The organism is Streptomyces sp. NPDC002669, assembly GCF_042889165.1.
GTDB lineage: Bacteria > Actinomycetota > Actinomycetes > Streptomycetales > Streptomycetaceae > Streptomyces.
In genome coordinates, this window is record NZ_JBIAQQ010000015.1 from 1 (window position 1) to 20,831 (window position 20,831).

At 72.3% G+C, this 20,831-nt stretch carries 21 protein-coding genes and 1 pseudogene; 16 read left to right on the forward strand and 6 right to left on the reverse strand.

Annotated features, from left to right (window positions below):
- Nucleotides 1–343 precede the first annotated feature (343 nt).
- A complete protein-coding gene (locus ACFYW1_RS22095) occupies nucleotides 344–1,000 on the forward strand; it encodes a TetR/AcrR family transcriptional regulator (protein ID WP_388995632.1) in 657 nt (218 codons plus the stop codon).
- The gene (locus ACFYW1_RS22100) at nucleotides 997–2,028 is read left to right on the forward strand and encodes a DMT family transporter (protein WP_388995636.1); all 1,032 of its coding nucleotides are present in this window, start codon (nucleotides 997–999) and stop codon (nucleotides 2,026–2,028) included. The genes ACFYW1_RS22095 and ACFYW1_RS22100 overlap by 4 nt, the downstream gene beginning before the upstream one ends.
- A 382-nt stretch (nucleotides 2,029–2,410) precedes the next feature.
- On the opposite strand, the pseudogene ACFYW1_RS22105 reads toward ACFYW1_RS22100, so the two are convergent.
- Nucleotides 2,411–3,502: pseudogene (locus ACFYW1_RS22105) on the reverse strand (serine hydrolase domain-containing protein); the annotation flags it as partial.
- An 85-nt stretch (nucleotides 3,503–3,587) separates the two neighbouring features.
- Here ACFYW1_RS22105 and ACFYW1_RS22110 point away from each other — a divergent pair.
- Nucleotides 3,588–4,256 (forward strand): TetR/AcrR family transcriptional regulator, encoded by a 669-nt coding sequence (locus ACFYW1_RS22110; protein WP_388995639.1) that lies wholly within the window; start codon nucleotides 3,588–3,590, stop codon nucleotides 4,254–4,256.
- A gap of 36 nt (nucleotides 4,257–4,292) precedes the next feature.
- On the opposite strand, the gene ACFYW1_RS22115 is transcribed toward ACFYW1_RS22110, so the two are convergent.
- A complete protein-coding gene (locus ACFYW1_RS22115) occupies nucleotides 4,293–4,979 on the reverse strand; it encodes a PH domain-containing protein (protein ID WP_388995642.1) in 687 nt (228 codons plus the stop codon).
- A gap of 157 nt (nucleotides 4,980–5,136) precedes the next feature.
- On the opposite strand from ACFYW1_RS22115, the gene deoC reads away from it, so the two are divergent.
- Genes deoC through ACFYW1_RS22130 form a run of 3 tightly spaced genes read left to right on the forward strand, consistent with a single transcriptional unit; the run spans nucleotide 5,137 to nucleotide 8,439 of the window.
- Nucleotides 5,137–6,099 (forward strand): deoxyribose-phosphate aldolase, encoded by a 963-nt coding sequence (gene deoC / locus ACFYW1_RS22120; protein WP_388996091.1) that lies wholly within the window; start codon nucleotides 5,137–5,139, stop codon nucleotides 6,097–6,099.
- Between the two features lie 5 nt (nucleotides 6,100–6,104).
- Complete coding sequence (locus ACFYW1_RS22125; RefSeq protein WP_388995645.1) at nucleotides 6,105–7,544, forward strand: aldehyde dehydrogenase family protein; 1,440 nt, start codon at nucleotides 6,105–6,107, stop codon at nucleotides 7,542–7,544.
- Nucleotides 7,534–8,439: an aldehyde dehydrogenase family protein gene (locus ACFYW1_RS22130; protein WP_388995648.1), complete on the forward strand. Its 906-nt coding sequence runs from the start codon at nucleotides 7,534–7,536 to the stop codon at nucleotides 8,437–8,439. Before ACFYW1_RS22125 ends, ACFYW1_RS22130 begins: the two co-directional genes overlap by 11 nt.
- 144 nt (nucleotides 8,440–8,583) lie before the next feature.
- Here ACFYW1_RS22130 and ACFYW1_RS22135 read toward each other — a convergent pair whose 3' ends face one another.
- Nucleotides 8,584–9,003 carry a hypothetical protein gene (locus ACFYW1_RS22135; protein WP_388995651.1) on the reverse strand — a complete coding sequence of 140 codons (420 nt, stop codon included), beginning with the start codon at nucleotides 9,001–9,003 and terminating at the stop codon, nucleotides 8,584–8,586.
- Between the two features lie 63 nt (nucleotides 9,004–9,066).
- Here ACFYW1_RS22135 and ACFYW1_RS22140 point away from each other — a divergent pair, with 63 nt between their 5' ends.
- A complete protein-coding gene (locus ACFYW1_RS22140; RefSeq protein ID WP_388995654.1) occupies nucleotides 9,067–9,774 on the forward strand; it encodes a uridine kinase in 708 nt (235 codons plus the stop codon).
- Nucleotides 9,775–9,978: 204 nt separating this feature from the next.
- Here the strand turns inward: ACFYW1_RS22140 and ACFYW1_RS22145 are convergent, their stop codons facing one another.
- On the reverse strand, nucleotides 9,979–10,740 hold the full coding sequence (locus ACFYW1_RS22145; protein ID WP_388995657.1) for a SigE family RNA polymerase sigma factor: 762 nt from the start codon (nucleotides 10,738–10,740) through the stop codon (nucleotides 9,979–9,981).
- Nucleotides 10,741–10,943: 203 nt separating this feature from the next.
- Here ACFYW1_RS22145 and afsQ1 point away from each other — a divergent pair, with 203 nt between their 5' ends.
- The 5 genes from afsQ1 to ACFYW1_RS22170 all read left to right on the forward strand — a co-directional run bounded on the left by afsQ1 (nucleotide 10,944) and on the right by ACFYW1_RS22170 (nucleotide 14,904).
- Nucleotides 10,944–11,621: a two-component system response regulator AfsQ1 gene (afsQ1, locus tag ACFYW1_RS22150; protein WP_176729344.1), complete on the forward strand. Its 678-nt coding sequence runs from the start codon at nucleotides 10,944–10,946 to the stop codon at nucleotides 11,619–11,621.
- A complete protein-coding gene (locus ACFYW1_RS22155) occupies nucleotides 11,618–13,156 on the forward strand; it encodes an ATP-binding protein (protein WP_388995661.1) in 1,539 nt (512 codons plus the stop codon). Before afsQ1 ends, ACFYW1_RS22155 begins: the two co-directional genes overlap by 4 nt.
- Nucleotides 13,153–13,776 (forward strand): hypothetical protein, encoded by a 624-nt coding sequence (locus ACFYW1_RS22160; RefSeq protein ID WP_388995665.1) that lies wholly within the window; start codon nucleotides 13,153–13,155, stop codon nucleotides 13,774–13,776. The genes ACFYW1_RS22155 and ACFYW1_RS22160 overlap by 4 nt, the downstream gene beginning before the upstream one ends.
- A 259-nt stretch (nucleotides 13,777–14,035) precedes the next feature.
- Entirely contained in the window at nucleotides 14,036–14,608 is a 573-nt protein-coding gene (locus ACFYW1_RS22165; RefSeq protein WP_388996096.1) for a VanZ family protein, read from the forward strand.
- A 92-nt stretch (nucleotides 14,609–14,700) separates the two neighbouring features.
- On the forward strand, nucleotides 14,701–14,904 hold the full coding sequence (locus ACFYW1_RS22170) for a PspC domain-containing protein (RefSeq protein WP_148838855.1): 204 nt from the start codon (nucleotides 14,701–14,703) through the stop codon (nucleotides 14,902–14,904).
- An 82-nt stretch (nucleotides 14,905–14,986) separates the two neighbouring features.
- Here ACFYW1_RS22170 and ACFYW1_RS22175 read toward each other — a convergent pair whose 3' ends face one another.
- Nucleotides 14,987–15,319 (reverse strand): hypothetical protein, encoded by a 333-nt coding sequence (locus ACFYW1_RS22175; protein WP_388995668.1) that lies wholly within the window; start codon nucleotides 15,317–15,319, stop codon nucleotides 14,987–14,989.
- A gap of 142 nt (nucleotides 15,320–15,461) precedes the next feature.
- Complete coding sequence (locus ACFYW1_RS22180) at nucleotides 15,462–16,613, reverse strand: adenosine deaminase (protein WP_148838853.1); 1,152 nt, start codon at nucleotides 16,611–16,613, stop codon at nucleotides 15,462–15,464.
- A 102-nt stretch (nucleotides 16,614–16,715) separates the two neighbouring features.
- Here ACFYW1_RS22180 and ACFYW1_RS22185 point away from each other — a divergent pair, with 102 nt between their 5' ends.
- The 4 genes from ACFYW1_RS22185 to ACFYW1_RS22200 all read left to right on the forward strand — a co-directional run bounded on the left by ACFYW1_RS22185 (nucleotide 16,716) and on the right by ACFYW1_RS22200 (nucleotide 20,828).
- A complete protein-coding gene (locus ACFYW1_RS22185; protein WP_388995671.1) occupies nucleotides 16,716–17,477 on the forward strand; it encodes an alpha/beta hydrolase in 762 nt (253 codons plus the stop codon).
- A 544-nt stretch (nucleotides 17,478–18,021) separates the two neighbouring features.
- The gene (locus ACFYW1_RS22190; RefSeq protein ID WP_388995674.1) at nucleotides 18,022–18,450 is read left to right on the forward strand and encodes a hypothetical protein; all 429 of its coding nucleotides are present in this window, start codon (nucleotides 18,022–18,024) and stop codon (nucleotides 18,448–18,450) included.
- Nucleotides 18,451–19,236: 786 nt separating this feature from the next.
- Nucleotides 19,237–20,301 carry a DNA-binding protein gene (locus tag ACFYW1_RS22195; protein WP_388995677.1) on the forward strand — a complete coding sequence of 355 codons (1,065 nt, stop codon included), beginning with the start codon at nucleotides 19,237–19,239 and terminating at the stop codon, nucleotides 20,299–20,301.
- On the forward strand, nucleotides 20,298–20,828 hold the full coding sequence (locus tag ACFYW1_RS22200) for a flavoprotein (RefSeq protein WP_388995680.1): 531 nt from the start codon (nucleotides 20,298–20,300) through the stop codon (nucleotides 20,826–20,828). The genes ACFYW1_RS22195 and ACFYW1_RS22200 overlap by 4 nt, the downstream gene beginning before the upstream one ends.
- Nucleotides 20,829–20,831 lie beyond the last annotated feature (3 nt).

The window sequence follows — 20,831 nt, forward strand, 5'->3', positions numbered from 1 at the left end:
GGCCGGATCAGTGAGCGGGGTCCGGTGCGTGCGATCGCAAGGCGGAGGAGGGAGACATGGCGGAGCCATGGCGACCGACGACAACGCCGCGAGCGATGGGGTCTCCCCTGCTCGAGCGCAGCCGAGAGCTTGGGGAAGCGCCGGGGCACGCGAGCCCGGCATGATCCAAACGAAAGACCCTGGACCGTGCGCGGCGGATGCCGTCCGGCATGACGACCGGCCGGCATCCGGCGCGCACGGTCCACCCCCTCCGGAACCAGGCCCCTCCTTTCCCGCCGCCCCGGAAAGCGCATGCCCACATGATTAGGTAGACTGGTCTACCCAATCAAGGAGAGGGGCAGCCATGACCGAGGCCGGGGCCACCGGGAAGCGGCCGGTGAAGCGACGCCAGGGGCCCGCGCGGGGGCGCATCCTCGAAGCCGCCGCGCGCCGGTTCTACGCCGACGGCGTCGCGGCGACGGGGATCGACACGATCACCGCCGAGGCCGGTGTGGCGAAGATGAGCCTCTACAACAACTTCGACTCCAAGGCCGTCCTCGTCACCGCCTACCTCGGGGCCCGGCACGAGGAGTGGCTCGGCCTCTACCGGCGGCGGCTGGACGGCGCCGGGACCCCCCGGGACGCCGTGCTGGCCGTCTTCGACGCCTACGCCGACCACGCCGGCCTCGCCTACGAGCACGGTTTCCGCGGCTGCGGCCTGCTCAACGCCGCCGCCGAGCTGCCCACCGGGCACGAGGGCCGGGCCGTGGTGCGCCGGCACAAGGAGGAGGTCGAGGGCCTGCTCGTCACCCACCTCCGGGAGCTGCTGTCCGAGCGGGCCGAGAAGGCCGGGGACGGGGAAGCGCGGAACGGGGAAGCGCTCGACGAGAAGGTCCGGGACACGGCGGAGCACCTGGCGTTCCTCCTCGAAGGAGCCATCGTGCGGGCGGGCCTGGAGGGCGACGGCACCCGTATGCGGCGCGCCCGCGTCATGGCGGAGTCCCTGGTGGACGGGCTGTGACCCGGCCGGCGGGCCGGTCCGCCGCCGGAGCGGGCGCGGGCGTGCTCGCCGTGCTGCTCGCCTCGGTGCTCTGGGGCACCACGGGGACCGCCGCGACCCTGGCGCCGCAGGTGGGGCCGCTGGCGATCGGCGCGGCGGCGATGGGCGCGGGCGGACTGCTCCAGGCACTGCTGGCCGGGCGCCGCATCGTGCGGAACCGCGCGGCGCTGGCGGCGCGGTGGCGGACGGTGCTCCTCGGAGGGGCGGGCGTGGCCCTGTACCCGCTGGCGTTCTACACCTCGATGCGGCTGGCCGGGGTCGCGGTGGGGACGGTCGTCTCCATCGGGTCGGCCCCGCCGGCGGCCGCCCTGCTGGAACGGGTCGTCGACCGGCAGAGCCTGTCCCGGCGCTGGACGGCCGGTGCCGCGCTGGGCCTGACCGGCACCGTGCTGCTGTGCGCGGCCGAGGCCGCGCGGGCCGACGCGGGAAGCGGTACGGGCTCCGCAGGACGGACCGTCGCCGGAGTGGCGCTCGGGCTGGCCGCGGGCGCGACGTACGCCGTGTACGCGTGGGCGGCGCACCGCCTCATCGTGCGCGGCATCGCCTCGCGCGCGGCCATGGGCGCGGTGTTCGGGCTGGGCGGGCTGATGCTCGTACCGGTCCTGCTGGTCACCGGCGCACCGCTGCTCGCCTCCTGGACGAACGCGGGCGTCGGCCTCTACATGGCGCTGGTGCCGATGTTCACCGGATACGTCCTGTTCGGCTTCGGCCTGTCCCGCATCCCGGTCAGCACCGCGACGACCCTGTCCCTGCTGGAGCCGGCCGTGGCCGCCGTGCTCGCGGTCCTGGTCGTGGGCGAGCGCCTGCCCGCGCTCGGCTGGGTCGGGATCGCGCTCGTCATCGCCTGTCTCGGCGTCCTGACCACGCCCTCCCGTCCCCTGCGCCGCCCGCGCGCGGGACGGCGGACCGGCCCGCGCCCGCCGGAACCGGCTCCGGTCCCGGCCTCGTCCCCCGGCCGCGGGCGCCGCGCACCGCGAGAGCGATTCTGAGGAGCGCGGTCACGGCTCCGGCGGCCACCGCGGTCCAGAGGGAGACGGCGACGTCGGGCGCCCAGTTCGCGAGCTGCCCCGGGCCCACCCGGTCCGCGACCAGGGCCAGGGCGATCAGGGGCGCCCCGCCCGCGAGGCACCAGAGCACGGTCGGGACGGTGCGGCGCGACGCGGAGGCCGGGCGCCGGAGAAGCAGGGCCGAGCGTCCGGCCGCGAGGACCAGGGCCGCGGCCGGCACGGCGGTCCCCCACACCGCCCAGTGGTAGAGGGCCTGGGAAGGACCGCCCGTCGGCGCCCGGCCGTCGGCGAGGATGCGGGCGGCGCCGAAGCCGACCTCCATGACCGCCTCGTCCTGGAGGAGCCCGTACAGGTTCTGTTCGAGGACGAGGGCGAGGTTCCGCTCCGGCAGCAGGAACATCATCGCGGAGTAGCCGGGGGTGCCGCCCGTGTGCCAGAGGGCGTCGTCGAGCGGGCCGTCGAGCCCGCCGACCCGCCAGCCGAGCCCGTACCCCGTGCCCGCGCCGTCGGCGGTCCGGCCCTCCTCACGCATCAGCCGTACGGACCCGGGGGTGAGCACGGTGCGGCCGTCGGCGGTCCTGCCCTGCCGGAGCTGGAGCGAGGCGAAGGCGGCGAGGTCGTTCAGGTCGCCGCCCAGGTAGCCGTAGGCCGCGCCGCCGTCGTCCACGCCGTCGGCGATCGCGGCCGGCCGGCCCCACAGGTACTGGTGGCCCGGCGCCAGGTTCCGCCTCCGCGCCGAGGCCCGGTCGGCGATGGCCCCGTCCATGCCCGCCGGGCCGAGCACGGACCGCCGGAGGTGTTCGGCGAAGGGGCGGCCGGTGACGGACTCGACCACGGCGGCGAGCACCAGGTAATTGGCGCTGGTGTAGGCGTACTCGGTGCCGGGCGGGCCGAGCGGTCGTACGTCGTCCAGCGCGCCGACGCGCTCCGCCGGGCGCGGGCAGTCGGCGTCGAAGCAGTCGGTGACCGCGAAGGTGGCCGACTCGGGCAGCCCCGCGGTCTGGGCGAGCAGGTGGCGGACCGTGACCCGGGGAGCGTGCCCCGGGCCGCCGAACCGGAAGTCCGGCAGGTGGTCGACGACCCGGTCGTCGAGGCGGAGCCGGCCGTCCCGGACGAGCGTCAGCACGGCGGTCGCGGTCACCGGCTTGGCGACCGAGCCCCACAGGAACGGGGTGTCGGCCGTGACCGGATCGCCCCGCCCGTCGCTCCCCCAGACCCTCTGGTGGACCGGCCCGTCGGGGCCGACCACCGCGTAGGCGAGCCCGGGGGCCCCGGTGGTCCTCATCCGGCCTTGGACGTAGGAGTCGATCGCGGCGAGGCGCTCGGCCCCGACCGGCGCCGCGGGGCCCGCGGGCGCGGCACCGGCCGGGGCGGCCGGTACGCACAGGAGCAGGAAGAGCAGGCAGAACAGCGTGGCGGCCGTGGGCGCGGCGGCCCGCCGTGAGGAAAAGCGCATGGGGTTCCCCCGTCGTCCCGCCGGGTGGCGGGCTGGATAACCATATGGCGATACGGTTTTTACCGTACGGTGATACGGTTATCAAGTGCCGAGAACTTCCGACCACGAGGAACGCCGCCGCCAGATCGCCGTCGCCGTCTGCGCACTGATCGCGGATCGCGGACTGGACGCCGTCACCGTCGCCCGGACCGCAGCGGAGGCCGGGATGTCGGTCGGGCTGGTGCAGCACTACTTCCGCACCAAGGACGAGATGCTGCTCCACGCGTTCGGCGAGGTGGGCGCGGCCATCCGGCGGCGGGCCGACGAGCGCATCCGGGCCGGGATCGAGCACCGCCGGCCCATCTCGCAGGTGCTGGCCGAGGCGATGACCGAGTTCGTCCCGCTGGACGAGACGCGCCGCACCGAGTTCCGGGTCACCCGGGCGTTCGCCGGTCGCGCGCTGGACAACCCGGCCCTCGCCGCGGTCGACGTCGAGACCGCCCGGCGGCTGCGCGAGGACATCGCCCGGGCCGTGCGCAACGGCAAGGAGTGCGGCGAGGTCGAGGAGGAGCTGGACCCGTGGCTCGCGGCCGTCCGTCTCACCGCCGTGACGGAGGGGCTGGCCATGCAGGTCTACCGCGACCCCGCCGGGGTGAACGGCGTGCCCGCGGCCGAGCTGTGCGCGTCACTGATCGCCGCCGAGCTGGCCACCGTCTTCACCGGGGAGTGCCGCCAGTACACCGCCAAGAACGCCGTCGGGGCCGCCGACGCGTGATCGCGTCGACGGCCCCGACCGGGTCCGGGTCCCGCCTCAGCCGGTCGCGAGGAGAACCGTCAGCAGCACGGCACCCACCACCGCCGGCACGATCACCTCGTACGCCCAGCGCACCGACACGGCCGACTCCGCGCCCGCCGCCGAAGCGGCGGAGGCCGCGGACTTCGCGCCCGCCTTCGTGGACTTCGCGCCCGCCTTCGCGCGCTCCGCCAGTTCCCGCAGGTCCGCCATGGTCTGGTCGGCCGTCGCCGTCCGGGCCTTGGTGTCGCGGATGTCGGCGGTCACGGACGTACGGTCGTACGGGTCGTCCAGCGAGCGCCGGGACTGCTGCCGGGCCGCCTTCTTCCGCTGCCGCAGCGACACCGGCACCGACCACAGCTGGTACTTGGCGCCGCCCTCGGTGAACAGCTCGCTCGAATACCCGGCCCGCAGGTCCGCGACCTCGGTCCACGGCATGGTGATCGTCCGGAAGGGGTTGCGGATGCGGATGCGCTGCTCGTTGGCGAACACCACGGGCCGCAGCGTGAACGCGACGATCAGCGGCACCGCCGTCAGCGCCCCCGCCAGCGCCAGCCACGGCACCCGGCCGCTTCCCCGCAGCAGGGCGTCCCCGCCGATCCAGCAGATGAGCAGGAGCAGCAGGACGCCCCCGACCATCCCGGCGGGCGAGCGGAAGGTCCGGTCGGCGTAGACCGGCTCGGCGGGCGGTGTGGGGCTCGTCATGGGCCCGATTCTGCCTGACGGCCCCGAGCGGCGCCGGGGCGGCCGTCCCGTACCGCGCACCCGCCGGCCCGCGCCTCGCCCCGTGCCCGGCGCCCTCCCCGGAGGACCGGGCCCCTGTACAGGTCGCTACGCGCGTAGATATGCTCCCCTGGTGACCATGCCCACCACAGCTCCAGCATTCGCCGACGCGACCGCGTCCGACAGTGCGCTGCGCCGCTTCCTGCACGGGCTGCCCGGCGTCGACGCCGTCGGCCTCGAAGCGCGTGCCGCGTCCCTCGGAACCCGTTCGATCAAGACCACGGCCAAGGCGTACGCCATCGACCTGGCCATCTCGATGATCGACCTGACGACCCTGGAAGGCGCGGACACCCCGGGCAAGGTCCGGGCCCTCGCCGCCAAGGCCCTCAATCCCGACCCGACCGACCGCACGACCCCGCGCACCGCGGCGCTCTGCGTCTACCCCGACATGGTGCCCACCGCCGTCGCCGCGCTGGCCGGTTCCGACGTGAAGGTGGCCTCCGTGGCGACGGCCTTCCCCGCCGGGCGCGCCGCGCTCGACGTGAAGCTCGCGGACGTCCGCGACGCCGTGGCCGCCGGGGCCGACGAGATCGACATGGTGATCGACCGGGGCGCCTTCCTCTCCGGCCGCTATCTGAAGGTCTACGAGGAGATCCTCGCCGTGAAGGCCGAGTGCGCGCGGCCCGACGGCCCCGACGCCCGCCTGAAGGTGATCTTCGAGACGGGTGAGCTGTCCACGTACGACAACATCCGCCGCGCCTCCTGGCTCGGCATGCTGGGCGGCGCCGACTTCATCAAGACGTCGACCGGCAAGGTCTCCACCAACGCCACGCCCGCGAACACCCTGCTGATGCTGGAGGCGGTGCGCGACTTCCGGGCGCAGACCGGCGTGCAGATCGGCGTGAAGCCGGCCGGCGGCATCCGCACCTCCAAGGACGCGATCAAGTTCCTGGTGCTGGTGAACGAGACCGCGGGCGAGGACTGGCTGGACAACCACTGGTTCCGGTTCGGCGCCTCCAGCCTGCTGAACGACCTGCTGATGCAGCGTCAGAAGCTCAGCACCGGCCGCTACTCCGGCCCCGATTACGTGACGGTGGACTGATCCCCATGGCATCTGCATTCACATACGCGCCCGCGCCCGAGTCGCGCTCGGTCGTCGACATCGCGCCCTCGTACGGCCTGTTCATCGACGGCGAGTTCACCGACGCGGCCGACGGCAAGGTCTTCAAGACCGTCTCGCCGAGCAGCGAGGAGGTGCTCTCCGAGGTCGCGCGGGCCGGGGCGGCCGACGTGGACCGGGCGGTGAAGGCGGCCCGCAAGGCGTTCGAGAAGTGGTCGGCGCTGCCCGGCTCCGAGCGCGCCAAGTACCTCTTCCGGATCGCCCGGATCATCCAGGAGCGCAGCCGCGAGCTGGCCGTCCTGGAGACCCTCGACAACGGCAAGCCGATCAAGGAGACCCGCGACGCGGACCTCCCCCTGGTCGCGGCGCACTTCTTCTACTACGCGGGCTGGGCCGACAAGCTGGACCACGCCGGTTTCGGCGCGGACCCCCGCCCGCTCGGCGTCGCGGGCCAGGTCATCCCGTGGAACTTCCCGCTGCTGATGCTGGCCTGGAAGATCGCCCCGGCGCTCGCCACCGGCAACACGGTGGTCCTCAAGCCCGCCGAGACGACCCCGCTGTCCGCGCTGTTCTTCGCGGACATCTGCCGCCAGGCGGGCCTGCCCAAGGGCGTCGTGAACATCCTCCCCGGTTACGGGGACGCGGGCGCCGCCCTGGTCGCGCACGAGGACGTGCACAAGGTCGCGTTCACCGGTTCGACCGCGGTCGGCAAGGCCATCGCCCGCCAGGTCGCCGGCACCGACAAGCGGGTCACCCTCGAACTGGGCGGCAAGGGCGCCAACATCGTCTTCGACGACGCCCCGATCGACCAGGCCGTCGAGGGCATCGTCACCGGCATCTTCTTCAACCAGGGCCAGGTCTGCTGCGCCGGTTCGCGCCTGCTCGTGCAGGAGTCGATCCAGGACGAGCTGCTGGACGCCCTGAAGCGCCGGCTGTCCACGCTCCGGCTCGGCGACCCGCTGGACAAGAACACCGACATCGGCGCGATCAACTCCGCGGAGCAGCTGGCCCGGATCACCGCGCTCGCCGAGACGGGCGAGGCGGAGGGCGCCGAACGCTGGTCCGCGCCCTGCGAACTGCCCGCCGCAGGCTACTGGTTCGCCCCGACGCTGTTCACCAACGTCACCCAGGCGCACACCATCGCGCGCGACGAGATCTTCGGCCCGGTGCTGTCGGTGCTGTCCTTCCGCACCCCCGACGAGGCGGTCGCCAAGGCCAACAACAGCCAGTACGGCCTCTCGGCCGGCATCTGGACGGAGAAGGGCTCCCGCATCCTCGCGGTGGCGAACAAGCTCCGGGCGGGCGTCGTCTGGGCCAACACGTTCAACAAGTTCGACCCGACCTCGCCCTTCGGCGGCTACAAGGAGTCGGGCTTCGGCCGCGAGGGCGGTCGTCACGGCCTGGAGGCGTACCTCGATGTCCGATAACCGTCTGAGCGTCTTCAAGACCTACAAGCTGTACGTCGGGGGCAAGTTCCCCCGTTCCGAGAGCGGCCGGGTGTACGAGGTGACCGACTCCAAGGGCAGGTGGCTGGCGAACGCCCCGCAGTCCTCCCGCAAGGACGCGCGCGACGCGGTCGTGGCCGCCCGCAAGGCGTTCGGCGGCTGGTCGGGCGCGACGGCGTACAACCGCGGCCAGGTCCTCTACCGCGTCGCGGAGATGCTGGAGGGCCGCAGGGACCAGTTCGTGCGGGAGGTCGCGGAGGCCGAGGGCCTGTCGAAGTCCAAGGCGGCGGCCGTCGTGGACGCGGCGGTCGACCGCTGGGTCTGGTACGCCGGCTGGACCGACAAGATCGGCCAGGTCGTGGGCGGGGCGAACCCGGTCGCGGGCCCGTTCTTCAACCTGTCCACGCCCGAACCGACCGGAGTGGTCGCGGTCCTGGCCCCCCGGGACTCGTCGTTCCTGGGCCTGGTCTCGGTGATCGCCCCGGTGATCGCGACCGGCAACACCGCGGTCGTCGTCGCCTCGGCGGACCGCCCGCTGCCCGCGCTCTCCCTGGGCGAGGTGCTCGCCACCTCCGACCTGCCGGGCGGCGTGGTCAACGTCCTGTCCGGCCGGACGGCGGAGATCGCGACCCCGCTCGCGTCCCACCAGGACGTCAACGCCATCGACCTCACGGGCGCGGACGCCGGGCTCGCGAAGGAGCTGGAGATCGCGGCGGCGGACAACCTGAAGCGCGTCCTGCGCCCGCAGGACACCGACGGCGACGGCACCGCGGACTGGACGGCCGACCCCGGCATCCACCGCCTGACGGCCTTCCTGGAGACGAAGACGGTCTGGCACCCGACGGGCGCACTGGGCGCCTCGGGCTCCTCGTACTGAGAGCCGTCGGGCGGCCTCCGGGTCACCGACCGCTCCTCCCCGCGCCGCCGGCCGGCCCGTGCGTTCCCCCTCGCCGCGGGTCGGCCCGTGCGGCCGGGCGGCGGCCCGCCCTCCGGGAGCCCCGGAGGGCGGGCCGCCGTCGTCTCAACCGCCGTGCAGCGCCTGGGCCACCGGCCCCACCACGGGCAGGTCCTTCAGCGCGCCGCCGCTGGTCAGCGGGTCGGTCAGGACGGTCGTGGAGAGCGGCTTGAAGTCGGCGACCTGGGTCTCCACGCCGTTGTTCAGCGGATCCGTGCCCGTCTTGGCCAGCGGGTCGAGCTGCAGGTGCGTGACGGGGGCGATGCCGTGCTTCAGGGACGTCCCGAGCGCCCCGGTCACCGCGCCCGTCGCCGCGTCGACGTCCGTGCCGAGGCCGGTGTCCTGCGCGCCGGCGGCCGGTGCGGGGGCCGGTGCCGCCTGGGCCGCCGCACCCCCCGCACCGAGCGCGGCGCCCACCGCGGTGATGGTCAGGCCCGCCCTCAGCAGGGCGCGGCGCGGGGACTTGGAAAGTGCATGACGTGCCATGTGTTTCCCACCTGATCGAGACGATCGAGTAATCATCTGAGTGCGTAGAGTAGTTGAGATGTGATGCTGGATACCAACACGGGTACCGGGGGATCCCCTGCGCGGGTGCATGCCTCACACTCGTGTCCTGTGAATTCCCAACCGATCCCGACCCGCGTGGTGCTCCTCGCGGGCCCCTCCGGCTCCGGCAAGTCCTCCCTCGCCGCCCGCACCGACCTGCCGGTGCTGCGCCTGGACGACTTCTACAAGGAGGGCGACGACCCCACGCTGCCGCTCGTCGCGGGCAGCACGGACATCGACTGGGACTCCGCACAGTCCTGGGACGCGGACGGGGCGGTGGCCGCGATCGTCGAGCTGTGCCGCACGGGGCGCACGGACGTCCCGGTCTACGACATCGCCACGAGTTCGCGGATCGACCGGGAGACCCTGCACATCGAGCGCACGCCGCTGTTCGTGGCCGAGGGGATCTTCGCCGCCGACATAGTCGAACGGTGCCAGGAACTGGGCGTGCTCGCCGACGCGCTGTGCCTGCGCGGCCGTCCGACGACGACGTTCCGCCGCCGGCTGCTGCGGGACCTGCGCGAGGGCCGCAAGTCGGTGCCGTTCCTGCTGCGCCGCGGCTGGCGGCTGATGCGGGCCGAGCGCCGGATCGTGGCCCGGCAGACGGCCCTGGGCGCGTATCCGTGCGGCAAGGAGGAGGCACTGGGCCGGCTGGCCGCCGCCGCGGCGGGACGGTGCCGCCGCGCGCCGGTCTCGCGCGAGACGGCCTGACACCGGTTCCGCACGGACCCGACGCCCCGGCCCCGGTTCTCGTGGGGCGTCCGGCCCGTGCGGAAACCCCCCGTCACATGCCGACGGGGCCGGACAGGACCCCCCGGCCCGTCCGACCCCGCGACTTTTCCCCGTACTGCGCCGCCTCCCCCGAAGCGGCGCCCCCGTGGTCCCCCCTCGGGCCCCCGTGGTTTCCCCCCTGCCTCAGGCCACCAGCTCGCCGAAGGACTCCTCCTGGTCACGGCCGAAGCTGAGGACCTCGTCCTCGCGCAGCCGGCGGAGCGACCGCCAGATGCTGGACTTCACCGTGCCGACACTGATGTCGAGGATGGACGCGATCTCCGGGTCGGTGCGGCCCTCGTAGTAACGCAGGACCAGCATCGTGCGCTGGAGTTCGGGCAGCCGCGCCAGCGCCTGCCAGAGCACGGCGCGCAGTTCCGTGCCGCGCATCGCGTCCGTGTCGCCCGCCGTCTCCGGCAGCTCCTCGGTCGGGTACTCGTTGAGCTTGCGCCTGCGCCAGGCGCTGATGTGCAGGTTCGTCATGGTGCGGCGCAGATAGCCGCCCACCGCCGCCTTGTCGCTGATCCGGTCCCACGCCCGGTACGTCGAGAACAGGGCGCTCTGCAGCAGGTCCTCGGCCTCGAACCGGTCACCGGTCAGGTGGTAGGCGGTCGCGTACAGGGAGGCGCGGCGCTCCCGGACGTAGGCGGTGAACGCCGCTTCGGCGTTCTCGGCCTGTGCCGGGACCTTCCGCTCCCCCGTGCCCTCCCCGTACGCGTTGCCCCCGTTGTTCCCCCCGTTGCCCCCCACAGGCGCGTCAACCACCGTCATGTACGACGTGTGCTGACGCCCGGCGCCACGAACGCACCCCCGCCCGCTCGAAGCACCGGACTTCTCGGCACTCCGCCCGACATCGTGCAGACGCGTGACAACTGCGCTTGCGGTGATGCTGTGAGTTGCGTTCATCTCGCGCCCCCCATCGGTGGAGTCCGTCCGTTCCTTGTGCCGAAGAGCTTGCCGGGGCAGTTTCATGGCCCTGTCCGCCGACTGTCACAGCCCTGTCACAGGGGACTTCACCACCGCGCCGGGGGTGCGCCGTGGGTACGCCGGAGGCACGAGTGGGCCGCAACGGTCGAACTGGGGCTCCACCATGGGTCAGAATGACCAGCGTGCCTTTCCTGTTGCTGATCGAGGACGACGACGCCATCCGCACGGCCCTCGAACTCTCGCTGTCACGCCAGGGCCACCGTGTGGCCACCGCGGCGACGGGAGAGGACGGCCTGAAACTGCTGCGCGAGCAGCGGCCGGATCTGATCGTGCTGGACGTGATGCTGCCCGGCATCGACGGTTTCGAGGTGTGCCGGCGCATCCGGCGCACCGACCAGCTGCCGATCATCCTGCTGACCGCGCGCAGCGACGACATCGACGTCGTGGTCGGGCTGGAGTCCGGTGCGGACGACTACGTGGTGAAACCCGTGCAGGGCCGGGTGCTCGACGCCCGCATCCGCGCGGTGCTGCGCCGCGGCGAACGGGAGTCCACCGACTCCGCGTCCTTCGGGAACGTGGTGATCGACCGGTCCGCGATGACCGTGACCAAGAACGGGGAGGACCTCCAGCTCACGCCGACCGAGCTGCGGCTCCTGCTGGAGCTGAGCCGTCGGCCGGGCCAGGCCCTGTCCCGGCAGCAGTTGCTGCGGCTGGTCTGGGAGCACGACTACCTCGGTGACTCCCGGCTGGTGGACGCCTGCGTGCAGCGGCTGCGTGCCAAGGTGGAGGACGTGCCGTCCTCGCCGACCCTGATCCGTACCGTCCGCGGTGTTGGCTACCGGCTGGACTCGCCGCAGTGAGCGATGCCACCGCGCGGCGCCTGCTGACCGGGCTCCGCTGGACCAGTCTGCGCCTGCGTCTCGTCGTCGTGTTCGGGCTGGTCGCCCTGACCGCCGCGGTCTCCGCCTCGGGAATCGCGTACTGGCTGAACCGCGAGGCCGTGCTGACCCGTACCCAGGACGCCGCGCTCGGGGACTTCCGTCAGGAGATGCAGAACCGGGCGGCCGCGCTGCCGTTGCACCCCACCAAGGACGACCTGCAGAACGCGGCCACGCAGATGGCGAACAGCTCGCCCGGCTACAGCGTGCTGCTGGTCGACGAGCGCGACGCCGGCAAGCCGATCGTCGGCAACTCCGACCTGGACACCTTCACGCTCGACAACGTGCCGCTGCCGTTGCAGAAGGCGGTGAACAAGAAGCAGTCGCTGGAGTCCGGCAACAAGTACGAGTACCACCTGTTCTGGCAGCGGACCAGCATCCGGGGCACCCCGTACCTGGTGGGCGGCACGAAAATCATCGGTGGCGGCCCGACCGGTTACATGCTGAAGTCCCTCGACCAGGAACGGCAGGACCTCAACTCCCTCGCCTGGTCGCTGGGGATCGCCACCGGGCTCGCGCTGGTGGGTTCGGCGCTGCTCGCGCAGGCCGCGGCGACGACCGTGCTGCGCCCCGTGCAGCGGCTCGGCGACGCCGCCCGCAAGCTCGGCGAGGGCAAGCTCGACACCCGCCTCGTGGTGTCCGGCACGGACGAACTGGCCGATCTCTCCCGTACGTTCAACAGGACCGCGAGTTCGCTGGAGAAACGGGTCGCGGACATGAGCGCGCGGGAGGAGGCGAGCCGGCGGTTCGTCGCCGACATGTCGCACGAACTGCGCACTCCGCTCACCGCGCTGACCGCCGTCACCGAGGTGCTGGAGGACGAGGCGGACGGCCTCGACCCGATGATCGCGCCCGCGGTGCACCTGGTGGTGAGCGAGACCCGGCGCCTCAACGACCTGGTGGAGAACCTGATGGAGGTCACCCGCTTCGACGCGGGCACGGCCCGGCTGGTCCTCGACACCGTCGACGTCGCCGACCAGGTCACCGCCTGCATCGACGCCCGCGCCTGGCTGGACGCGGTGGACCTGGACGCCGAGCGCGGCATGATGGTCCGCCTCGACCCGCGCCGCCTCGACGTGATCCTGGCGAACCTGATCGGCAACGCGCTCAAGCACGGCGGTTCGCCGGTGCGGGTCGCGGTGCGGACCGAGGGCGACGAACTCGTCATCGAGGTCCGCGACCACGGCCCCGGCATCCCCGAGGACGTGCTGCCGCACGTCTTCGACCGGTTCTACAAGGCCAGCGCCTCGCGTCCGCGCTCCGACGGCAGCGGCCTCGGCCTGTCGATCGCCATGGAGAACGCGCACATCCACGGCGGCGACATCACGGCCTCGAACTCGCCGGACGGCGACGGCGCGGTGTTCGTGCTGCGGCTGCCGCAGGACGCCGAACGGCTCACCCGTTCCGACGGGGAGAACGGTGCCGGGCTCCGGGACGAGGAGGGCGACGAGGCATGAGGAACAGCGAGAACCGCCGGACGCTCCGCCGGGCCGCGGCCCTGACCGGCGCGGTGGCCGGGGCCGTGCTGCTCTCGGCCTGCGGGATCAGGACCACGTCGGTACCGGTGGACGCCGGGGCCGCGCCGTCCCAGGTGCCCTGCACGACGACCACGAAGAACGTGGCGACGCAGGACCTGCGGGGCGTCCCCGTACAGGTCTATCTGGTCTGCTCCTCGCAGCTGGTCACGGTGGACCGTACGGTGCGGGCGGCCGACGGGGCCGGGGAGGACCCGATCCGCATCGCCCGCGACCTCCTCGACGAGCTACGGCAGAAGCCGCCCGCCGCCGAGCGGAAGGCCGGGTACTCCACGACCGTCCCGGAGACCCTCCGGGTGGGCCCGGCCCGCACCGGCGACCGGCCGGGCACGCTGCGGCTGACCAAGCAGCCGGAGGACCTGCAGTCCGAGGCGCTGGCCCAGATCGTGTGCACGTACGCGGAGAGCAAGTCGCTCGCCCCCGACGGCACGGTGATGCTGGGCGGCCCCGGGGAGTACGAGCCGCGCGGGTACCTGTGCACCTCGGAGATGAAGACCCGCCCCAAGGCGGTACCGAACCTGGGCGTGGGCACGGGGCTCTGACGGCGAACGCGGTACGGGGGCCTGAGCGGCGGGTGCGGGACGGGGCCTGAGCGGCGGGCACGGGGCTGCGGCAAGGCGTGTCCCCCGCCCCGCCCGGAACACCTCTCCGAACCTTTCCGGACCTTTCCGGACCGTCCCGAACCGGCCCCGGCCCCTCCCCGTGCCGGCCTCGGAGCGCCTCCGGCCGTGCCGGACCGGATTCCGGCTATGCGGAACCGATCCTGCCGTGCGACGCGTCTTGGGGGACGTGCGTCAAGGTCTGGAAGGTTTGGACGGTCAAACCGTTATCCGTTTCCGCGGGGCCGGGGTATCTCTCCTCCTCGCGCATCTGCTGTTCGTCGGGTGGCTGACCCTGCGGCCGCTCGACGTGCCCTGGATGACTGCCTCGAATCTGCAACCCCTCGCCGGGATCAGAGCGGACCTGTCCCTCGGCCCCGTCGAGGCCGCCCGCCGGATCGGCGAGGGACTGCTGCTGCTCGCCCCGCTCGGCGTGCTGCTGCCGATGGCCGGGGGCCGGCTGTTCGTCTCCCCGTGGGCCTCGATGGCCCGCACCGTCGCCGCGGGCGCGCTGATCTCGCTGGGCATCGAGCTGGCACAGACCGGCGTGCCCGGCCAGGTCGTCGATGTCGACTCGCTGCTCCTGAACACCCTCGGCGTGGCGTTCGCCCATCTGCTGGTGGTCCCCATGTGCCGGGCGCGGCTGCGCCGGAAGCGGGAGCGGGTCGGAGTGCCGCGCCGGAAGCAGGAGCGGGTCGGGGTACCGCCCCGACCCAGGGACGAGGCGGCTCAGGGGGCGACCCCGACGATTTCCAGGGTCGGGGTCGCCCCGTAGAGCGACGCTTTGCCCCTGTTCGTCGGGCCACCATGGATGCATCGGGAGCACGACGGAGCTGCTCCCCGCAACGGTTCGCGAAGGAGCCCACCATGGCCGCACTTGCCCGCCCCACGGACGGACGCATGATCGGCGGAGTGTGCGCAGCGCTGGCACGGCGCTTCGGCACCTCCGCGGGGACCATGCGGATCATCTTCCTGGCCTCCTGCCTGCTGCCGGGGCCGCAGTTCCTGCTCTACCTGGCGCTGTGGCTGCTCCTCCCGTCCGAGAAGACGTCGTCGGCCGCCGCCTGGTGACCCTCGTACACACGCATGCGCCTGTGGGCGGACACCCGGTCCGGGTGTCCGCCCACAGGCGCATGCGGTGCGTGCCGCGAGGTCAGCCGCCGAGCCCGGCGGTCGACAGGCCGTTGGCCGTCAGACCGTTGGCGTTCAGGCCGCCGCCCGCGGGCAGGCCGCCGAGCAGGCCCTTCGCCGTGCCGGTGGCTCCGTCGACGAGCTTCTGCTGGCCCTTGCCGAGGAGCGTGGTGGTGACGTCCTCGGCCGGCAGGGTCCGGGTCGCGGTGTCCAGCGCCGCGCCGGCGACCGGCAGGACGGTGGTGGCGGCGGCTCCGCCCGGCAGCACGGCGGCGGAGGCGGTGCCCGCGGCCGCAGCGGCGAAAGCGGCACCGAGGGCGGCGACGCCGAGAGTCCTGGCAGCAGACTGCTTCATGTGAAATTCATCCTTGGGAAGAGGGACGTGGACTCTGAAAATTAGCCAGCCCAGTACCTTCCCGCAAACATGGCGACACGCGGAAAAAGACGACCGGCGGCCGGGAAATCATCGTCCCGGCCGCCGGTCGTCAAGGCACCGATCAGTCGGTGGAGGCGGAAGAAACGCTGGTCGCAGCGGTCTGCTCGAAGAGCCACTCGGACTTCAGCTCGGCGTAGCCGGGCTTGATCACCTCGTTGATCATCGCCAGACGTTCATCGAAAGGAATGAATGCCGACTTCATTGCATTGACGGTGAACCACTGCATGTCGTCGAGCGTGTATCCGAAAGTCTCGGTCAACTTCTCGAATTCATTGCTCATGGTCGTACCGCTCATCAGCCGGTTGTCCGTGTTCACGGTGGCCCGGAAATGCAGCTTCCGCAGCAGCCCGATGGGGTGCTCGGCGTACGAGGCGGCGGCGCCGGTCTGGAGGTTGGAGGTCGGGCACAGCTCCAGCGGGATGCGCTTGTCCCGTACGTAGGAGGCGAGACGGCCGAGCTTCACGCCGTCGTCGGTGACCTCGATGTCGTCGATGATGCGGACGCCGTGGCCGAGCCGGTCCGCGCCGCACCACTGGAGGGCCTGCCAGATCGACGGCAGGCCGAACGCCTCGCCCGCGTGGATGGTGAAGTGGTTGTTCTCGCGCTTGAGGTACTCGAAGGCGTCGAGGTGGCGGGTGGGCGGGAAGCCCGCCTCCGCGCCCGCGATGTCGAAGCCGACGACGCCCTGGTCGCGGTAGCGGTTGGCGAGCTCGGCGATCTCCAGGGAGCGGGCGGCGTGCCGCATCGCGGTCAGGAGCGCGCCCATCCGGATGCGGTTGCCGTCCTCGCGGGCCCTGCGCTCGCCCTCGCGGAAGCCCTCGTTGACCGCCTCGACGACCTCTTCGAGGCTCAGCCCGGCCTCCAGGTGCTGCTCGGGGGCGTACCGCACCTCGGCGTAGACGACGCCGTCCGCGGCGAGGTCCTCGGCGCACTCGGCGGCCACCCGGAACAGCGCCTCACGGGTCTGCATGACGGCGCAGGTGTGGGCGAACGTCTCCAGGTAGCGCTCCAGCGACCCGGAGTCGGCCGCCTCGCGGAACCAGATGCCGAGCTTGTCGGGCTCGGTCTCGGGAAGTCCGTCGTAGCCGCTCGCGCGGGCGAGGTCGACGATCGTTCCCGGGCGCAGACCACCGTCGAGATGGTCGTGCAGAAGCACCTTGGGGGCACGCCGGATCTGATCCTGGCCGGGCACATGAAGGGTCGGGCTCATCATCTGCGCACTCTAGCCCCTACGCGCGTAGATGTCGCTTGTCGATACGTAACAGTGACCGCGAATACGGGTGGAGTACACCCGCCCTTCTGACACTGTTCTGCCATGGCACAGCGCGCACTCCCCCTGCCTGCTGCGAGGCTGGGACGGGCCGTAAGGACGGCCGGAGCACCAACAGCGGTCAGCGGCGTGGTTCTGCTGCTCCCGGACGGCGAGGCCGACTCGCACCGCCGCCCCTCCCCCGTCTCCTACGCACTCCAACTCCCCCTGGCCCGCGCCCTGGCCCGCGCGGGCCGCGAGGACGGGCTCGTCACGCACGTGGTGCGGTACCGCTGCCGCGGCTGGAACGCGACGGCCGCCCACCTCGCGGCGGACGCCGAGTGGGCGGCGGACGAGGTCGTACGACGGTACGGCGACGTCCCCGTCTGCCTGGCCGGCCACGGCATGGGCGGCCGGGCGGCCCTCCGGGCGGGCGGCCACCCGGCGGTCAGCTCCGTCCTCGCGATGGCCCCCTGGCTGCCGGAGGACGAAACCGACCACCCGGAACCGGTGAAGCACCTGCTCGGCCGCCAGGTCCTCCTCGTACACGGCACCAACGACGCCCGCACCGACCCCGAACTCTCCTTCCGCCTGGCCGAACGCGCCAAGAAGACCAACCGCGACACCTGCCGCTTCGAGGTCCACTCGGACGGTCACTCCCTCCGCCAGCACCGCTCCGAAGTCTCTTCCCTGGCAACCGACTTCATCCGCGGCTCCCTCTTCGGCCGCCCCTACGCCCGCCCGGTCGCCGACGCCCTCGCGGCCCCGCCGCCACTGGGGCTGCGGATGCCGTTGGCGGCGGGGTTCGGGAAGTCCTTGCGGAACTGACGGAGGGAGCGGAGAAAATAATTCAGGACGCCCGCCCACGTGGACGCCGCCCTGCCGACCAGGCAGGGCAGCCCCTACGACCGTTGGGCCGGAGTCTGCGAAGTAAGCAAAATCGGCGCCTGGGCGAGATGACGTCGCAGGTCACGAACGGTGGTCCCTGCGTGGGCGGGGGTGGTCCCTGGCTTCAGCGCACACGCATCGAGCAGCTGTCGTGGTCCCCGCGCGGGCGGGGTTGGTCCCATGCCGGAGCTGCTGCGCATCTGGCGCACCGTGCGGTCCCCGCGTGAGCGGGGGTGGCCCCGGGTTGCCGCTCAGCTCACGGCTCATCGCGGCGTGGTCCCCGCACATGCGGGGTTGGCCCTGCACAGGCCACCGTTCGTCGCTCCTGTGGGCGATGTGGACGTAGGCGATCAGGGACAGGGCCACGAGGGAACGGCCGCTGCGCCGCCGTTCGTATGCTTGTCCACGGGCGGTGGCGGCGTCCCCGGAGCTCGGGCCGCGAACGGCGCCGCGCGCCACGCGCTGCGGAACTGGGGGAACAGAAATGCGGAAGAGGCGCCCTCTCTCGGCGATCAGCTACTTCCTGATGGGCGGCGCGTGCCTGCTGGTCGCCGTAGTGATGGCGGCGGGCGTGCGCAACGTGGTCAGTCTGGTCCCGGTCGTGATCCTGGGCGTACCAGGCGTGATGCTGACGTTCCGCGCGCCGATGTTCAGCGTCTCCTACGGGCCGGCCGGGGTGAGGTACTCCGGGATGTTCGGGACGCGCTCTCACGCCTGGGCGGACGTCCTGGAGGTGCGGGTGGCCGTCCTGTCGGGCAAGGTCTACCAGTCCGACGTCCCGGAGCTGGTGCTGGCCTCCGGCGGGACGGACCAGCTGCTGATGATGGGGGGCCACAGCTGGGGCCGGGCCCGGAATCGGCGGGTCGTGCGGCTGGTGGCCCAGCTGGAGGAGGCGCGCCTGGCCGCGTCCTGACACCGGTCGCTTCCACCGGCGGCGCGCGGTACCGGCAGTTTCCCGATACCGGTTTCCCGGCGGGCTGCTCGGGACGCGGACGTTGGGTCATAGTGGGCTCGGGCATGAATGCCACAGCAGCGGTTGCCGGGCAGGTTCGGCGGCAGATTTCGACCTCGGCGGCATCCGCCGCGCCGAGGTGACGACTGTCGTGCTTCGGCATAAGGCCCAGTGATCCCCGCGCGTGCGGGGCTGGTCCAGTGAAGGACTTCGTGAAGGGCCTGATCCCTGGGTGGTCCCCGCGTGTGCGGGGGTGGTCCCTCGGGACACTTGTGGGCCAGGAAGCAGCCGTCGGTGATCCCCGCGCGGGCGGGGGTGGTCCGCCGTCGAGGCCGATCCGGACCGCGTAGAGGTCGTGGTCCCCGCGCGTGCGGGGGTGGTCCGCCGTAGAAGCGCGCGTTGCCGTCGGCGTTGGCATGTTCCCCGCGTGTGCGGGGGTGGTCCGAGCCGTGAGAAGTACGGGCCGGTCATGGTGCTGTGTTCCCCGCGTGGGCGGGGGTGGTTCGCCGACAGCGCGTCCGCGGACCGGGCCGAAGCGCGGTCACCGGTTCCGGGGCGGGATGTTCCACCGGGTTCCGTCGGGGGTGTACCGGACGCGGGAACTCCCGTCCGCCTCGTGGGTGCAGCCGAAGCGGTTGCGCAAGGAGCGGCCTGCTGCGCTGTTCGTCAACTGGCGGGCAAAGAAGACCGCGCAGGTGGGTACAGGACCTCGAAGGCGGCCGGCGCCAGCAGGACCCACGTCTGTCCGTGCTGGTGCGCGCGGCCGAGGTTTTACGCATCCCCTTGGAGCAACTTCCGTTGGACGGGCCTCCGGAGCCGCCCCCGGCAACCACGCCACCCGCCGAGGCGCTCGCTGTCATCGATGTCCTGTACCGCGACGACAGCGAGGACAAGGATCCCCCGCCGCCTGCAGACCTGCGGCGTCGGCTCACCTACTGCTGCGAAGCGTTCCAGGCCTGCCACTACGGGGCACTCGGTCGCGAGCTGCCCATGTTGGTCGTGGGATCCAGACGGTCCGCCGCGCGGGCCGGTGCCGAGGCCGGCGAGGCTCACGCCCTGTTGTCGCGAGTCCTCCAACTGACAGCCTCGTTCCTCCACAAGTACGGCCCGGCAACGGCGGTTCAGGCGGCGGTGGCCGCTGACCAGGCCCTGACCTCTGCAGAGCGGTCCGGCGATCCGGTGGCGATCGGTGCGGCTTCGCGGCGGGTGGCGAAGCCGCTCATCTCTCAGCAACAGCCCCTGGCAGCCGTGGAATTCGCAACGGGAGCAGCTCGATGCCTGTCCACGGAGCTGGAGGCCGGCGGGCCCCTGGGGCTCTCGACGCTCGGCATGCTGTACCTGTCCGCGGCGATCGCCTCCGCCTCCATGGGCCGGTCTGTGGTCGCGATGCGTCAGGCAGGTGAGCACGTGGACCGGGCCGCCGAGGTGGCCGACCGGCAAGGCGCCGACCTCGACGAGGACTACACGATGTTCGGGCCGACGAATGCGGGTCTCCATCGAGTGGATGTACTGACCAGGCTCGAGGACGGGGACTCGGCGATCAAAGCCGCAGACGGGCTGGGGAGCGAAGCGCTGTACGGACTGTCCCGTGAGCGGCAGGCACAGCACCTCATCACGATGGCACGCGCTCGGCTCCTGACACGACGGAAGGAGGCAGCTGCCGAATCATCGGTCGAAGCGGCACGACTGGCCCCGGAAGAGGTCCTCGGTCGGCAGTCCACGGTCGGCCTTGTCGCCGACGTGGTCGGGGCGACGCCGGTCCCCGGCGGCGACTTGCGCCGTCTGGCCGTGCGATGTGGACTCCCCGCATGACGAAGCGAGTCCTCTACCTCATCGCCTGCGCGGCCGGACCGACCCAGTACATCGACGAGGGCGTCCGGGAGGCACAGCATCGTGGCTGGGACACCTGTCTCGTCCTGACCCCGTCCGCCGCCCGGTGGTGGGAACCGCGCCTCGGAGAGCTGGAGGAGTTGACCGGGCACCGGGTCCGCTCGCAGTACAAGCTGCCGGAGGAACAAGATGCGCTGCCGAAGGCGGACGCCATGCTCGTCGCCCCGCTGTCCTGCACGAGCCTGAACAAGTGGGGGAACGGGATCGCGGACACCCTTGCGTTGGGCCTGGTGTCCGAAGGCGTGCACCTCGGGGTGCCGGTGGCGGCCATGCCGTACTTCAATCGCGCTCAAGCCGCACAGCCCGCCGTGGCCCGCAGCATCGCGGACCTGCGAGCGCAGGGCGTGCTGTACCTCGACGGGCCGGATGGGTACACGTCTCACCCGCCGAAGCAGGGGAACCCGAGGAGCTACCCGTGGCGTGCCGCTCTGGACGCGATGAAGCGGTGAAGG

What these genes read in the sequence shown, in the direction of transcription:
- ACFYW1_RS22095 (WP_388995632.1), top strand. Translation starts at nt 344, where the DNA reads ATGACCGAGGCCGGGGCCACCGGGAAGCGGCCGGTGAAGCGACGCCAG.
- ACFYW1_RS22115 (WP_388995642.1), bottom strand. Translation starts at nt 4,979, where the DNA reads ATGACGAGCCCCACACCGCCCGCCGAGCCGGTCTACGCCGACCGGACC.
- deoC (WP_388996091.1), top strand. Translation starts at nt 5,137, where the DNA reads ATGCCCACCACAGCTCCAGCATTCGCCGACGCGACCGCGTCCGACAGT.
- ACFYW1_RS22125 (WP_388995645.1), top strand. Translation starts at nt 6,105, where the DNA reads ATGGCATCTGCATTCACATACGCGCCCGCGCCCGAGTCGCGCTCGGTC.
- ACFYW1_RS22130 (WP_388995648.1), top strand. Translation starts at nt 7,534, where the DNA reads ATGTCCGATAACCGTCTGAGCGTCTTCAAGACCTACAAGCTGTACGTC.
- ACFYW1_RS22135 (WP_388995651.1), bottom strand. Translation starts at nt 9,003, where the DNA reads ATGGCACGTCATGCACTTTCCAAGTCCCCGCGCCGCGCCCTGCTGAGG.
- ACFYW1_RS22140 (WP_388995654.1), top strand. Translation starts at nt 9,067, where the DNA reads ATGCTGGATACCAACACGGGTACCGGGGGATCCCCTGCGCGGGTGCAT.
- ACFYW1_RS22145 (WP_388995657.1), bottom strand. Translation starts at nt 10,740, where the DNA reads ATGAACGCAACTCACAGCATCACCGCAAGCGCAGTTGTCACGCGTCTG.
- ACFYW1_RS22160 (WP_388995665.1), top strand. Translation starts at nt 13,153, where the DNA reads ATGAGGAACAGCGAGAACCGCCGGACGCTCCGCCGGGCCGCGGCCCTG.
- ACFYW1_RS22170 (WP_148838855.1), top strand. Translation starts at nt 14,701, where the DNA reads ATGGCCGCACTTGCCCGCCCCACGGACGGACGCATGATCGGCGGAGTG.
- ACFYW1_RS22175 (WP_388995668.1), bottom strand. Translation starts at nt 15,319, where the DNA reads ATGAAGCAGTCTGCTGCCAGGACTCTCGGCGTCGCCGCCCTCGGTGCC.
- ACFYW1_RS22180 (WP_148838853.1), bottom strand. Translation starts at nt 16,613, where the DNA reads ATGATGAGCCCGACCCTTCATGTGCCCGGCCAGGATCAGATCCGGCGT.
- ACFYW1_RS22185 (WP_388995671.1), top strand. Translation starts at nt 16,716, where the DNA reads ATGGCACAGCGCGCACTCCCCCTGCCTGCTGCGAGGCTGGGACGGGCC.
- ACFYW1_RS22190 (WP_388995674.1), top strand. Translation starts at nt 18,022, where the DNA reads ATGCGGAAGAGGCGCCCTCTCTCGGCGATCAGCTACTTCCTGATGGGC.
- ACFYW1_RS22200 (WP_388995680.1), top strand. Translation starts at nt 20,298, where the DNA reads ATGACGAAGCGAGTCCTCTACCTCATCGCCTGCGCGGCCGGACCGACC.